This window comes from Motilimonas cestriensis (assembly GCF_021295315.1).
Classification (GTDB): Bacteria; Pseudomonadota; Gammaproteobacteria; order Enterobacterales; family CBDFNC01; genus Motilimonas; species Motilimonas cestriensis.
Genome location: NZ_JAIMJA010000003.1, coordinates 144,544 through 158,149 on the forward strand (window position 1 = coordinate 144,544; position 13,606 = coordinate 158,149).

The 13,606-nt window shown below is 43.4% G+C and carries 15 protein-coding genes; 12 read left to right on the top strand and 3 right to left on the bottom strand.

Going from position 1 to position 13,606, the window contains the following annotated elements; all coding sequences use genetic code 11:
* Window positions 1-137: 137 nt before the first annotated feature.
* The 3 genes from slmA to coaBC all read right to left on the bottom strand — a co-directional run bounded on the left by slmA (window position 138) and on the right by coaBC (window position 2,479).
* A complete protein-coding gene (slmA, locus tag K6Y31_RS04050) occupies window positions 138-731 on the bottom strand; it encodes a nucleoid occlusion factor SlmA (protein ID WP_233051565.1) in 594 nt (197 codons plus the stop codon).
* 82 nt (window positions 732-813) lie between these two features.
* Window positions 814-1,269, bottom strand: coding sequence for a dUTP diphosphatase (gene dut, locus K6Y31_RS04055; protein ID WP_233051566.1), 456 nt, complete (start codon window positions 1,267-1,269; stop codon window positions 814-816).
* A gap of 13 nt (window positions 1,270-1,282) precedes the next feature.
* Window positions 1,283-2,479, bottom strand: coding sequence for a bifunctional phosphopantothenoylcysteine decarboxylase/phosphopantothenate--cysteine ligase CoaBC (coaBC, locus tag K6Y31_RS04060; protein ID WP_233051567.1), 1,197 nt, complete (start codon window positions 2,477-2,479; stop codon window positions 1,283-1,285).
* Between the two features lie 132 nt (window positions 2,480-2,611).
* Between coaBC and radC the strand changes: the two genes are divergently transcribed.
* From radC to K6Y31_RS04120, 12 genes are all read left to right on the top strand, one after another.
* Window positions 2,612-3,286 carry a RadC family protein gene (gene radC / locus K6Y31_RS04065; protein WP_233051568.1) on the top strand — a complete coding sequence of 225 codons (675 nt, stop codon included), beginning with the start codon at window positions 2,612-2,614 and terminating at the stop codon, window positions 3,284-3,286.
* 144 nt (window positions 3,287-3,430) lie between these two features.
* A complete protein-coding gene (gene rpmB / locus K6Y31_RS04070) occupies window positions 3,431-3,667 on the top strand; it encodes a 50S ribosomal protein L28 (protein ID WP_232801663.1) in 237 nt (78 codons plus the stop codon).
* Between the two features lie 10 nt (window positions 3,668-3,677).
* Window positions 3,678-3,848: a 50S ribosomal protein L33 gene (rpmG, locus tag K6Y31_RS04075; protein WP_232801664.1), complete on the top strand. Its 171-nt coding sequence runs from the start codon at window positions 3,678-3,680 to the stop codon at window positions 3,846-3,848.
* Between the two features lie 1,108 nt (window positions 3,849-4,956).
* A complete protein-coding gene (locus K6Y31_RS04080; RefSeq protein ID WP_233051569.1) occupies window positions 4,957-5,325 on the top strand; it encodes a response regulator in 369 nt (122 codons plus the stop codon).
* 17 nt (window positions 5,326-5,342) lie between these two features.
* On the top strand, window positions 5,343-5,675 hold the full coding sequence (locus K6Y31_RS04085) for an STAS domain-containing protein (RefSeq protein ID WP_233051570.1): 333 nt from the start codon (window positions 5,343-5,345) through the stop codon (window positions 5,673-5,675).
* Entirely contained in the window at window positions 5,668-7,854 is a 2,187-nt protein-coding gene (locus tag K6Y31_RS04090) for a chemotaxis protein CheA (protein WP_233051571.1), read from the top strand. Before K6Y31_RS04085 ends, K6Y31_RS04090 begins: the two co-directional genes overlap by 8 nt.
* Window positions 7,855-7,864: 10 nt before the next feature.
* The gene (locus K6Y31_RS04095) at window positions 7,865-8,401 is read left to right on the top strand and encodes a chemotaxis protein CheW (protein ID WP_233051572.1); all 537 of its coding nucleotides are present in this window, start codon (window positions 7,865-7,867) and stop codon (window positions 8,399-8,401) included.
* Between the two features lie 47 nt (window positions 8,402-8,448).
* A complete protein-coding gene (locus K6Y31_RS04100; RefSeq protein ID WP_233051573.1) occupies window positions 8,449-10,416 on the top strand; it encodes a methyl-accepting chemotaxis protein in 1,968 nt (655 codons plus the stop codon).
* Between the two features lie 12 nt (window positions 10,417-10,428).
* On the top strand, window positions 10,429-10,980 hold the full coding sequence (locus K6Y31_RS04105; protein ID WP_233051574.1) for a chemotaxis protein CheW: 552 nt from the start codon (window positions 10,429-10,431) through the stop codon (window positions 10,978-10,980).
* Window positions 10,981-11,004: 24 nt separating this feature from the next.
* Window positions 11,005-11,847, top strand: a complete 843-nt coding sequence (locus tag K6Y31_RS04110; protein WP_233051575.1) for a CheR family methyltransferase — start codon at window positions 11,005-11,007, stop codon at window positions 11,845-11,847.
* A gap of 1 nt (window position 11,848) precedes the next feature.
* Window positions 11,849-12,451, top strand: a complete 603-nt coding sequence (locus K6Y31_RS04115) for a chemotaxis protein CheD (RefSeq protein ID WP_233051576.1) — start codon at window positions 11,849-11,851, stop codon at window positions 12,449-12,451.
* Between the two features lie 14 nt (window positions 12,452-12,465).
* Window positions 12,466-13,533 carry a protein-glutamate methylesterase/protein-glutamine glutaminase gene (locus K6Y31_RS04120; RefSeq protein ID WP_233051577.1) on the top strand — a complete coding sequence of 356 codons (1,068 nt, stop codon included), beginning with the start codon at window positions 12,466-12,468 and terminating at the stop codon, window positions 13,531-13,533.
* The last annotated feature ends 73 nt before the right edge of the window (window positions 13,534-13,606 follow it).

The following is a 13,606-nucleotide window of genomic DNA, read 5'->3' on the forward strand; positions in this document are numbered from 1 at the left end:
GTATATTAGCGTAAAAAGTGATGTAAACAATAGGTAACAAGACCATCAAGTTAATCATTTTTTGTTAAAGGCAATAAAGCCTTGTTATTACCTTAAGGCGCAAGCTAAAGGTTGTATCTTGCGCCAGCTGTAGTGGTTTAACTATTGAGTAACTGATTGCGAATAAAACCCCACTGCTCGTCAAAATCTGCGGTTGGTTTGCGCTTAAATTGAGTGCGCACGTATTGGTTTATCTTGCCTTCGGCAAAAGCCAATAGCAAATTAGCCAGCATGCTTTCATCAAGGTTAAAGCCCTTGCCATCGCGCAAGCGTTTTTCTCGTAACACTTGTTTGAGTTGCATTTCTAGCTTTTCAAATAGTACTTGAATACGCTCGCGTAGACGCTCGTTTTCGCCTAGTAAGGCATCGCCTGTTAAAATGCGAGTGATGCCCGGGTTACGTTCGGTAAAACTAAGTAGCAGGTGCAGTATGTGGTGAATACGGTTAAAGGTATCTTTTTCTTCTTCTAAGATCAGATTTATCCGTGAGAGTAGCGATTCTTCAATGAATTCAATTAAACCCTCAAACATGCGCGCTTTGCTGGGGAAATGGCGATACAAGGCCGCTTCTGATACACCAACTGCTTTCGCTAGCTTAGCGGTCGTGATCCTTTGCCCCGGCGCTGTTTCAAGCATTTGTGCTAACGCTTGTAAGATTTGCTCTTTGCGGTTGGTTTTACTGGTTCCTGACATGAATGTTCCTTTACCCAAACTGTTACCTAAAAGGCGTGTTTACCGATGCGTTTTAGTGCGTAATTAACTCTAAGCGACAAGCTTATTGACGGCCTGAGTGACCAAAGCCACCTTCACCGCGTTCACTGCCATCAAATTCATCCACTATTTCAAACTGTGCTTGCACCACAGGCACAAACACCAGTTGTGCAATACGTTCGCCGGGCTCAACAACAAACGTAGTATTACCACGATTCCAGCACGACACCATTAATTGCCCTTGGTAATCAGAATCAATTAATCCAACCAGGTTGCCAAGCACAATACCGTGCTTATGACCTAAACCCGAGCGGGGTAAAATGGTGGCGGCTAGGCCAGTATCGTTAATGTGGATAGCCAGTCCTGTTGGCAATAATTGTGTGTCGCCGGGCGCTAATGTCACGGCTTGGTCCAAACATGCGCGTAAATCCATCCCTGCCGAGCCGGGCGTAGCGTAAGCAGGTAAAGGAAACTCATTACCGATGCGTGGGTCGAGTATTTTTAATTCTATTTGTTTCATTTGTGCTGTCTTATTATTTTTTATAATGGATCAAAACCAAACTCAATAGCGCATTGGCCACGTCAAGTTTACTGGCTAATGGAATATGGATGGCGTCTGTTTTTGAAAATACCGTGAGACTATTATGTTCCGCGTTAAATCCTTGACCTGTCTTTGCTACATCATTGGCGGCTATAAGGTCTAACTTTTTTCGCGTTAGCTTGTCTTTGGCGTAGTGCTCTACATCTTGGGTTTCGGCGGCAAAACCGACACAAAATGGTCGCGGCTCACTATTCGCGATATCGGCCAAAATGTCAGGGTTTTTTACCATTTTTACGACTAACTCATCATTACTTTTTTTAATTTTGTTATCTGCTACTGATTCTGGTCGATAGTCGGCGACAGCCGCGCAGCCGATAAATATATCGTGTTCAGCACTGCGTGATGTGGCGGCGTGGTGCATTTCAAGGGCGCTCATTACTTTGACCACTGCTACGCCGGCTGGCGGTGTTAAGTTAACGGGGCCAGAAACTAAGGTTACTTTGGCGCCAGCCTGCTGCGCGGCTTGGGCTAAGGCGTAACCCATTTTGCCTGAGCTGTGATTTGATAAATAGCGCACGGGATCGATTGGCTCACGCGTCGGCCCAGCGGTGATTAATATACGAATACCGGCATAGTCTTGGCTCGGGTTGAGTTGCTGCTGGCAATGCTGGACAAGCTCATCAGGCTCTAACATGCGTCCTGGGCCGACGTCGCCACACGCTTGCTGACCTTGCGCGGGTCCCCAAATCAACACGCTGCGCTGTTTTAAGGTGGCTAAGTTAGCTTGCGTCGCTGCGGCCAAGTACATTTGTTGATTCATCGCTGGCGCAATGGCAATGGGGGCCGGCGTGGCCAGACACAAGGTGGAGAGCAAATCATCGGCAATGCCTGCGGTTAAGCGCGCGATGGTGTTGGCACTGGCTGGGGCAACCAAGATCAAGTCGGCCCACTTTGCTAGTTCAATGTGGCCCATGCCCGCTTCAGCGGCGGGATCGAGCAGGCTGTCAGACACTGGGTTACCGGATACGGCTTGCATGGTCAGCGGCGTAATAAAGGCCTTGGCCGATTGGGTCATTACCACACGGACATTGGCGCCTTGATCTTTTAATCTACGCGTCAGTTCAGCGCACTTATAAGCGGCAATGCCGCCGCAAATACCCAATAAAATATTTTTATTATGAAGGTTCATGTTTCAGCCCAAGGAAAAATAAAGCGCAACGATAGCATAACTTAATTGCCAATTTCCCCTACTTGGATCATAGCCATCGACTAGATTTAAGGGATTAGTGATTTCGTTCACCTTAGTGTGCAGGGAGAGCAAATGGGTATTAAACAATGGCCTGCAGCTGAGCGGCCACGTGAGAAGCTATTGGATAAAGGCGCGCAGGCGTTGTCGGACGCAGAGTTACTGGCGATTTTCTTACGCACGGGGTGTGCTGGGCTTGATGCGGTGCAGTTAGCACGCCATTTGCTTAATGATTTTGGTTCCCTAAGAGCGATTTTAAATGCCCAGCAAGGAGAATTTTGCCAAGGCAAGGGACTGGGTACCGCAAAATACGTGCAGTTACAGGCGGTGGTGGAAATTTGCCGGCGTTATTTAGCAGAAAAAATGCTTAAAGAGGACGCCTTGACCAGTCCACAGGCGACGCGACAGTATTTGACCGCAAAAATGCGTGATTATAAAAATGAAGTTTTTGCTGCTTTATTGCTCGACAATCAACATAGGGTACTCAATTTTGTCGAATTATTTCACGGCTCCATCGATTGTGCGGCGGTTTATCCGCGTGCAGTAGTAGAACAAGTGTTAACAGCGAATGCAGCGGCGATTATTTTAGTGCATAATCACCCGTCGGGAATTTGCGAGCCCAGTCAGGCTGATCGACGGATCACCGAAAGACTGATCGCAGCCCTCGCATTGATCGATGTGAGAGTATTAGATCATTTAGTTGTTGGTGACGGTGAAACCGCTTCTTTTGCTGAAAGAGGGTGGATTTAGCCGAAAATTCGACCAGATTTGAACATTGTGTTGATCTTATATGGGCTTTACTGTATAAAATGCGCCCTCGTAGTGCCTCGGGCGACGGCCACACGAGGCACTAATATTGCTCGAGCAAGAAAGTTATATTTGGAGAAGAGTGACATGTCAAGAGTATGTCAAGTTACCGGTAAGCGTCCAGCTGTAGGTAACAACGTATCACATGCGAAAAACAGAACAAGACGCCGTTTTCTACCTAACCTACAAACGCATCGTTTTTGGGTTGAAAGCGAAAACCGCTTTGTAAAATTACGTACTACCACTAAAGGTATGCGTATCATCGATAAGAAAGGTATTGATACAGTATTAGCTGATATCCGTGCCCGTGGTGAGAAGGTTTAGGAGATAGATTATGGCAGCTAAAGGCGGTCGCGAAAAAATTCGTTTGAACTCAAGCGCTGGTACTGGTCACTTCTACACGACTGACAAGAACAAGCGTAACATGCCTGAGAAATTCGAGATCAAAAAGTTTGATCCTGTAGTTCGCAAGCACGTAATGTACAAAGAAGGCAAGATCAAGTAATTGATTCTTCTCTTTTTAAAAAGCCCAGCCTAGCTGGGCTTTTTTATATCTGCGATTTAGCAGTCTTCTATCCCTGAAAAAGATCAATCAGGATCAACACAAATGACTGTCAGTCAGCATTGTTGAACTGCTCTCTGATAAGCACTTATGTCATTAAATTTACTTCACTCCGCTCCAACGTATTGGTGGCGGATGGCGGCTGCCTTCGCATAACAGGTCAGGGCGAACGAATGAAGGAGCAAATTTCAATCACTCCGTGATAACCTCCTAGACGAAGCGCCGTAAAATCATCCTTCAAAAGCTGTTGATGGCTTAATCGCCGCATCCATGCGGCAGATATTCGTCTAATAATTTATCACTTGTTGTTTGAAAAGTGTTCAAGCTCTCTCAGCCTGCATAACCGGTGCATTGAGCCTTGTTCGTATCAGGCTAAAGCTTGTTGCCTATTGACTTCTTCTCGAAGTGTTTCGCTTTTAGCGCTACGCAAGGAAGTCGTGATATATCCCCTGCAATCCTGCTCTCACAAATCACTATTTTTTCCATCCTGAACTTAGTGTAAGGCGATTTCCTTGTTAGGCATTTTTTCCATTAATTAATAGTTAATTTTTGTTTGTTTTATCAGTAGTTACGCTGATTTTGGTTATCAAACACCTGAACCTAGTCAATATTTAATCAATAAAATAGTGAAGAACTCTAACTGCCTTACTACACTCTTTGTTATGAAAACAATAAAAAAGTTATTTTTAATTGACAGGTTAAGAGAGCCTGCGTGAGTTTAAGCTGGAAAATGACTCCTATTCTCCCCGCTGCAGAGGGCATGACTGCTGGTTTCTTCGGTATTTTATTTCGCATGGAGAATTTGGAATTAGCGGCAGCTTTACTTTCTCTTATCTTAATACTTGTTTACTTAAGCAAGACGTGGATTAAGTTACTACATAACAGTACTCCGTTTTAAGTAACTAATTAATTTGGATATTCAGTCGGAAAATAGAGCAAGCTGGATCCAGAATGGATTATTAAGAGATGAATAAATAAAAAATTGCGGGTAGGGATTCAATAAATTTCTTTTAGTGATTATTCATTAATAAAAGATGAGTAAGGAGGTTATATGGCAAAGACCATTTTGGTAGTTGATGACTCTGCGTCAATTCGACAAGTTGTTGGTATTGCATTAAAAGGTGCTGGCTATGATGTTATTCAAGCCTGTGACGGTAAAGACGCATTAGGCAAAATGTCAGGCCAAAAAATTAACCTCATTATTAGTGACGTTAATATGCCTAATATGGACGGAATTTCTTTTCTCAAGGAAGTAAAGCAGCATCCAAAATATAAGTTTACGCCCGTTATTATGCTGACCACCGAAGCTGGCCAGGGAAAAATGGCCGAGGGGCGTGCTGCGGGGGCAAAAGCATGGGTCGTTAAGCCATTTCAGCCTCCGCAAATGTTAGATGCTGTCGCTAAATTAGTTTTGCCGTAAATAAGGGGGACCTCTCGATGAGTATTGTTACTAGAGAGCTTAATGGCGTCCATTTTTTTGAAATTAACGATGAGTTAACTATTTATACTGCAGCAATGATGAAGCAGGAATTGCAAGACTTACTGTCAAAGCAAGACGAGTTAGAAATTTCATTAGAAAAAGTATCTGACATTGATAGTGCTGGCGTACAAATCTTGATTTTATTACATCAACAAGCAGAGAAAAAAGGTAAAGCACTTCGATTCATTAAGCATAATCGTCAAGTGATCGATGTACTAGAGACCCTTAATCTTGAAGCGTTCTTTGGGGATCCCATCGTATTGCCAGCAAAGGAATTTGAATATGCTTGATGATACTAAAAAAATATTTATCCAAGAATCAGAAGAGCTACTAGAGCAAATGGAGAATGCCTTGCTCGAAATGGAGCAAGTTCCTGATGATGCAGAGCATTTAAATAGTGTGTTTAGAGCAATACACACAATAAAGGGAGCTGCGGGGATTTTTGGTTTTGATGCCATCGTTGCTTTTACTCATCCTGTTGAGTCGGTAATGGACAATGTTCGTAATGGTATTCGCTTGGTTGACCCTGATTTGGTTGCTCTGTTACTAAAGTGTAAAGATCATACCGCCAACTTAGTTGAATCGATTTCAGATGGCCAGGAGGATATTTCCGAAGCATTACTTGAGGCCGGTCAAACGTTACTAGATGAATTGAATCCTGAGCAAAAGTCCGGTGCGCTTGATGTCGTCAAAAATAAAAGAGAGAACATAGAGGTCAGTGATAGGAAGAACGCTTCGGACGATAATTGGGTTATTTCATTAGACTTCAAATCCGATGCCTTAAGGAATGGGCTTGATCCTTTATCTTTCATTAACTATTTGAAGCGAATGGGTGAAATAGTAGAAATAATTACGTTTACTCATGACTTTCCTTGTTGGGAAGACATGGAGCCTGAATCATGCTACCTCTCTTTTAGAATTGCATTGTTAAGTTCAGCCAGTAAAGAAGAAATAAAGTCAGTCTTTGAATTCGCCATGGACGATTGCGAGCTACGTATTATACCTCCGCGCTCTGAGTTAGAAAAATATTTGGCATTATTGGAAGAGTTAACAGGTGAGGAGCTCAATAAGCTTGGCGAGTTATTGATTCAAGTCGGGGCATTAACAGAGCAAGAACTAAGTAATGCATTACAAGTTCAAAGCAGTGTATTGAGTGATGATGCTGCAACGCAAGAGGTTAAGCCCTTAGGTGAAATTTTAGTTGAGCAGCATGTGGTGAGTAAAGGCGTGGTCGATAAGGCGGTCGAAAAACAAGAGTCCATTCGAGAAAAAATCGCTCAAGAAACACAATATATCCGAGTGGACGCTGATCGCCTTGGCCAGTTAATTAATTTGGTGGGTGAGTTAGTTATTTCTAATGCTGCCGTTAAATTATTAGTCGAGAAGCATGACCTTGCTGACGTGCAAGAAGTGGTTAATGGCGTTGAAGGCTTAGTAGAAAATATACGTGATCACGCTTTACAGCTTCGCATGGTGCAGATTGGCGACACTTTTTCCCGTTTTCGCAGGGTGGTTCGCGATGTCAGTAAAGATTTAAATAAAGATGTTGAACTAGTTATTACTGGCGGTGAAGCAGAGCTAGATAAAACCGTGGTTGAAAAAATAAATGACCCCCTTACTCACTTAGTTAGAAACTCACTCGATCACGGCTTTGAAACGCCTGAAGAAAGAGTGGCCCAAGGTAAGCCAAAAAAAGGGGTGTTGCGCCTAAACGCATTACATGATTCTGGCCATATCGTGATTCAAATAGCTGATGATGGTGCCGGTTTAGACACCAAGAAAATACGGAAAAAAGCGGAAGAAAAAGGGCTGATTTATGCTGGGCAGGAATTGAGCCATCGCGAAATATTAAGGTTAATTTTTGAACCTGGCCTAACCACTAAAGATACCGCCAGTAATATTTCTGGACGCGGTGTCGGTATGGATGTGGTTAAGCGCAATATCGACGCTTTAAGGGGCTCGATTGAAGTGGATAGCGAGCGAGGTAAGGGCACGTTAGTGACGATTCATCTTCCGTTAACGCTCGCCATCATCGAGGGCTTTATGGTTGGTGTAGAGAAAGAGCGCTTTGTTATTCCATTAAGCATGGTTGAAGAGTGCGTTGAAATGGACACCAATGAATGGCACCTCGATAAAAACAGTCACTATGTGAATTTGCGTGGTCAGGTCATGCCCTACATTAAGTTGAGCGAATTTTTCGGTGTTAACTATCAACATGGTCGTCGCGGCCGAGAAAGCCTTGTGGTAGTCAGAGTCGGAAGAGCGAAAGCCGGCATTGTTGTCGACCGATTATTTGGTGAGTTACAAACTGTCATAAAACCGCTTGGTAAAGTATTCCAAGGGCTAAAAGGCGTCAGTGGTGCCACCGTGTTAGGCAGTGGTGACATCGCATTAATATTAGATGTGCAAGGTTTAATTGGCTTAGCCAGTGCTAAAGCGTCTGATGTTAAAACACTTGAATCGGTTTAGGGGGTAACTCATGGCAGAACTCATTACAGGTTATGGCATTGAGCATGAAGAATTTCATCAACAGTATATTGAAACACTTACTCAGTATTTAACCTTCTCTGTGTCTAATGAAACCCTAGCGGTAAATATTTTAGCGGTAAATGAAATTATTGAAGTAAGCGAAATGACGTTCATCCCTAAAATGCCAGACTTTATTCGTGGCGTCATTAATTTAAGAGGGGCTGCGGTACCCGTGGTCGACTTGTCAGTAAAAACAGCTAAAGGAGTGATGAGCAAGTTAAGCGATAAGAGTTGTATCGTGTTAGTTGATGTTAATACTCCATTTGGCGGCAATCAACCTATTGGCCTTTTAGTCGATGCAGTAAAAGAAATTGTTGAATTTGATCAAGATAGTATTCAGTCGGCACCGAATATGGGGGGCGGAAAAGATGCAGATTATATTCAAGCGATGGGCAAGTTAAATGAAGTGTTTATCATTATTTTGGATGTCGAAAATATACTGTCCTCTGCCCAAATTGAAACGTTAACGGAAATAAGTAAAAACTGAATCTAAGTGGTTATCTAGTGCGAACAGCTCTTAATAAGGAGAGGAATATGTTCAAAAACTTAAAGCTAAGTTATCAAATAAGTCTAGGCTATGCGTTGGTGATGTTATTGCTAGTTGGGGTTTCATTCTCAGCATTTATTGGCTTAGAAAAGTCGATGAATGGGTTTAATGAATATCGTGAATTGGCCATTGATTCTAATCTTGCTAGTCGAGTTGAAGCTAATATGTTGTTGGTTCGTTTGTTTGCTAAAGATTACACCATTCAGCACAGTGACGAAACAATCGCTTCTTTTAAAGAGCGTTATGCAAAACTGTCGGAATATACGGAAGAGGCTCAAGCTGAAATAAAAAAACCTGAACGTGCAGAAAAGGTAGAACTTATTGCTAATGAAATAGGTAATTACAATAAAGCTTTTGATAAAGCGGTTGGGCTGATGTCTGAGCTAAAAGATATAGAGAAGTCGAGACTCGTGCCGTCGGGTGATGCAATGCAAAAATTGATGGGTAACATCATGGGCTCAGCTCATCGAGATCAAGATCCAAATACGGCTTTTTATGCCGGAGATGTGCAAGAAGCGGTGTTGTTAGGTCGTTTATATGCGGTTAAATATTTAGCTTCTGCTAGCCAAGAAGACATGGATAGAGCCCTAGAAGAGTTAAATCAGAATGTAGTCGTTAGGGTTAAAACACTAGACGAAAATATACAAACTCCTGAGCGGAGAAGGCTACTTGAGGAGTTTATACAGCAACACGAGATATATGTTAAAGCGCTAAATAAAATCAATGAAATAATGATTGCGCGCAACAGCGTTATCAAAAATGAACTTGACGCGATCGGTCCCAAAGTAGCGAGGGCATCAGAAGAGGTGAAGCTATCGGTTCAAGCAGATCAAGAAGTGTTAGGGCCTCAAGTTAAAGCTGAAAACCAGAATACCATTTCGCTGATTATGTGGGTGTCGATTTTAGCGACACTATTCAGCATGCTGTTATCTTGGTTTTTGGTTCGATTGATCAAAAAACCGTTAGGCGGAGAGCCAAGAGATATGGAAGCCATTGCGCGTGAAATCGCGGATGGCAATCTAGATATTAAATTTAATAACCAAGCTAATGCCACTGGCGTATATAAAGCCATGATGGATATGGTTGACCATATTAGCGGCGTTATTCAACAAGTGAGAGGGAATGCTGATAATTTAGTAAGCGCTTCTCAAGAAGTGAGTGCCACTGCGCAAACAATTAGTCAAGCGGCCACAGAGCAAGCCGCCAGTGTTGAAGAAACAACCGCCTCGGTTGAAGAGCTCAATGCGTCGGTGCAGCAAAACACAGACAATGCCCGCGTCACTGATAGTATGGCAACCAAGGCCGCCGAAGAGGCGACCAAAGGTGGTGAAGCGGTTAACCGTACTGTGCATGCCATGAAAGAAATCGCCAATAAAATTGGTTTGATAGAAGATATTGCCTACAAAACTAATTTACTTTCCTTGAACGCTGCGATAGAAGCGGCAAGAGCGGGTGAGCATGGCAAAGGTTTTACTGTGGTGGCAGCAGAAGTACGCAAGCTTGCTGAAAACAGTCGATTGACAGCTCAGGAAATCAATGCATTAGCAACAAACAGTGTCTCTATTGCAGAAGACGCGGGTCGCTTGTTAGAAGAAATTGTGCCCAGTATTAGTAAAACGGCTGATTTAGTACAAGAGATTTCAGCAGCCTCAGAAGAGCAATCTTCAGGCGTGGGTCAAATCAATAGTGCAATGTCTCAGTTAGATAAAGCAACCCAGCAAAATGCAGCTTCCTCTGAAGAGCTGGCAGCCACGGCAGAAGAGTTAAGTGCGCAGGCGAATGGATTACAGCAAGCTGTCGCGTTCTTTAAGTTGTCATCGGCGCAGATGGCTGGTAAAGGTCAAGATAACAGGTCTGCTCCCGCAGCAACTAAGTCAGCGCCGACTAAGCCTCGAAATTCAACGGGCGGTAGTTTGGAGTTGGCGTTTAACGAAAAGAACTTTGAGCGCTTTTAAGAGGCAATCAAAATGAATGATTTAGCAATAGCTGAAAATAATAATGACCCCTATGGCTTAGGCGGAGTGGTGATGGATGATGCTTATCAATTCTTAACCTTCTCCGTGCTGGGAAAGCTAATGGCCATTGGTATTTTAGATGTGAAAGAGATCATTGAGGTGAGCTCAATGACTCGGGTACCCATGACACAAAATAGTATTCGAGGGGTGATTAATTTACGCGGTAATGTTGTTCCTGTGGTCGATCTAGGGGCAAGACTAGGCTCTCATGTTATTAAACTAACCAAAAAGAGTTGTATTGTTTTGGTTAGTTTGGCTTTTCACGGTGAGACGCAAACCATGGGAATTCTTGTTGAGCAGGTTAATGAAATACTGAGTATTCCCGAACAAAACAGGCAGAAGCCACCAGACTTTGGTACGGATATTGATAGTAAATTTATTAGCCAAATCGGTCGCTATGAAGATGACTTTATCATTTTACTTAACAAGGAAAAGGTTTTGTGTGTTGAGGAGTTATCTGACCAGATAGTCGCGGCTCAGTCTTCTCTTTGTGTATACAAATGACTTCCTTAGGAAAATATAAAAACCGTGAATCAAGCATGTGAAATAGCGGGTCGCAACCCTTTCCAAGTTCGGCCTATTACCGACAAGGAATTTTATCAATTTAAAACATTGATATATGAAGTTGCTGGAATTTCAATGGCGCCCGGTAAAAAGAACTTGGTGATGTCGCGCTTAACCAAGCGTTTGGTCCATTATGGATTAAAGCGCTTTGATGAGTATTACGCCCTTATTCATAGCAAGCAATCGCCGGACGAATTTCAAATAATGGTGGATTTGTTAACCACCAATGAAACGTATTTTTTTCGCGAGCCACAACATTTCGATTATTTAATTGAACATCTTATCCAGTCTTGGAAAGGTGATGAATTGAGAATTTGGAGTGCAGCTTGTTCATCAGGAGAAGAGGTTTATACCTTGGCGATGGTGCTGGCGAAATATTTAACAGGTAAACCTTGGTATGTATTAGGCTCAGATATTAGTACCAAAATGCTCGCTAGCTGCAAGCGTGGCGTATACCCAATCAGCCGCATGGGCAGCATGAATCAAGAATTTCTGCATAAGTATTGCTTGCGCGGGGTGCGCGAGCAAGAGGGGACTTTTTTAGTGGACAGCAAGCTAAGGAATTGCTGTCAATTTGAGCAAATTAATCTAACTAAAACCTTACCTAATATTGGTTTGTTTGATGTGATATTTATACGTAACGTAATGATTTATTTTGATCAACCCGTTAAAAGAGTCGTGGTTGATAAATTAATTCAAAAGCTTAAACCAGGCGGCTATTTAATCACTAGCCATTCAGAAACCTTGCACGGTATTACCGATAAATTAACCATGATAAAACCTTCTATTCACCAAAAGAAAGGGTGATATGAAGCGATATAAAATTCAAGGCGGTGAGCGTATTGTTATTGATCCTGGTGAATTTTATGTCAGCACTAATGATGATGTCATCTCGACACTCCTTGGCTCTTGTGTCGCGGCTTGTTTGTGGGATCCGATTAACCGCGTTTTTGGCATGAACCATTTTTTGTTAGCAAGTCGCCAAGGCAACCTCCATCAGCCGATTATTGAATCGCAAGCGGGGCGTTATGGTGTGCATGCGATGGAGCTACTAATTAATGGCATGTTACATAAAGGTGCGCAGCGCAGCTTATTGCAAGCAAAAGTCTTTGGTGGTGGCAATGTGATTAATAATGGCTGTTCAGATCGCAATTTTTTTGCTGTAGGAAGTGCAAACTGCCGGTTTATTGTCGATTTTTTGGCAAATGAAAGGATACCACTACAGGCTCATCATTTAGGTGGTGAGCATGGTCGAATGATCCACTTCGTCGGAGATGACTACTCCGTGTTCATGAAACGTATCGCAACAAGTGTCGAACAGAGCGTTGCCGAAGAAGAGCGACGTTACTTTAATCGAGAGTTGTCTTATCTCGAACAAGATCGCGTTACTCAGCATGTGAAATTTTGGTAAATAATGGAGTTCAATTGGCAATTAACGTATTAATAGTCGACGATTCTGCCGTCGTGCGCCAAGTGCTCACGCAACAATTGGATGGCGCCGCTGGTATTAGAATCATTGGCGCTGCTTCTGACCCTATTTTCGCCATGAAGAAAATGGAAAGCCAATGGCCTGATGTGATTGTACTGGATATTGAAATGCCGCGAATGGATGGTATTACTTTCCTGAAAAAAATCATGGCGGAAAGACCGACCCCGGTAGTGATTTGTTCAACCTTAGCGGGTAAAGGTGCTGATGCGACAATGCAAGCCCTTGCCGCCGGTGCAGTTGATGTGATTACTAAACCAAAGGCAGGGCTAAAAGGCTTTTTACAAGAGCAAAGAGCCATGATGATTGATGCTATCAAGGCGGCTGCGATGGCTAAGGTTGGCAGCAGAGCGCGGGTAAATGCTGTGCTTCCCGTGACCGCGAAGTTAAGTGCTGACGCGGTTATTGCTCCCTGCTCCAATAAACCCATGTCTGAAACAACTGATAAAGTGATTGCTATTGGTACTTCGACTGGCGGCACTCAAGCGTTAGAGGCGGTGTTAGTGAATTTACCGCGCACTGCGCCGGGTATTGTTGTGGTGCAACACATGCCTGAGAACTTCACCGCGGCTTTTGCTGGTCGCTTAAATTCTTTGTGTCAGATGCATGTGAAAGAAGCAGAGCACAATGATCGCGTCTTCCCGGGTCAGGTATTGATCGCTAATGGTGGCAAGCATATGTTGCTAATTCGCAGTGGCGCACAATATCGAGTGGAGTTGAAAGATGGCCCATTAGTCAGTCGACACCGCCCTTCAGTAGATGTGTTGTTTCGCTCTGTCGCAAAGGCGGCTGGCGCGAATGCGGTTGGTATTATTATGACAGGCATGGGTGATGATGGCGCTAGGGGACTAAAAGAAATGCACGACGCGGGCGCCTATACCGCCGCGCAAGATGAAAAAACATGTGTGGTTTATGGCATGCCAAAAGAAGCGGTGAAACTTGGCGGTGTCGATATACAGTTACCCTTGCAGCGGATCCCTGAGCTAATAATGAAAGCGATAAAGTAACAAACGACGCCCTCCTACTTGGTAGTGCTTGCATCTTGGTGCGACTGCATTATGATCGCAATATAGGCTCAGG

Coding starts and splice junctions, on each gene's coding strand:
- slmA (WP_233051565.1), bottom strand. CDS start 731: ATGTCAGGAACCAGTAAAACCAACCGCAAAGAGCAAATCTTACAAGCG.
- dut (WP_233051566.1), bottom strand. CDS start 1,269: ATGAAACAAATAGAATTAAAAATACTCGACCCACGCATCGGTAATGAG.
- coaBC (WP_233051567.1), bottom strand. CDS start 2,479: ATGAACCTTCATAATAAAAATATTTTATTGGGTATTTGCGGCGGCATT.
- radC (WP_233051568.1), top strand. CDS start 2,612: ATGGGTATTAAACAATGGCCTGCAGCTGAGCGGCCACGTGAGAAGCTA.
- rpmB (WP_232801663.1), top strand. CDS start 3,431: ATGTCAAGAGTATGTCAAGTTACCGGTAAGCGTCCAGCTGTAGGTAAC.
- rpmG (WP_232801664.1), top strand. CDS start 3,678: ATGGCAGCTAAAGGCGGTCGCGAAAAAATTCGTTTGAACTCAAGCGCT.
- K6Y31_RS04080 (WP_233051569.1), top strand. CDS start 4,957: ATGGCAAAGACCATTTTGGTAGTTGATGACTCTGCGTCAATTCGACAA.
- K6Y31_RS04085 (WP_233051570.1), top strand. CDS start 5,343: ATGAGTATTGTTACTAGAGAGCTTAATGGCGTCCATTTTTTTGAAATT.
- K6Y31_RS04090 (WP_233051571.1), top strand. CDS start 5,668: ATGCTTGATGATACTAAAAAAATATTTATCCAAGAATCAGAAGAGCTA.
- K6Y31_RS04095 (WP_233051572.1), top strand. CDS start 7,865: ATGGCAGAACTCATTACAGGTTATGGCATTGAGCATGAAGAATTTCAT.
- K6Y31_RS04100 (WP_233051573.1), top strand. CDS start 8,449: ATGTTCAAAAACTTAAAGCTAAGTTATCAAATAAGTCTAGGCTATGCG.
- K6Y31_RS04105 (WP_233051574.1), top strand. CDS start 10,429: ATGAATGATTTAGCAATAGCTGAAAATAATAATGACCCCTATGGCTTA.
- K6Y31_RS04115 (WP_233051576.1), top strand. CDS start 11,849: ATGAAGCGATATAAAATTCAAGGCGGTGAGCGTATTGTTATTGATCCT.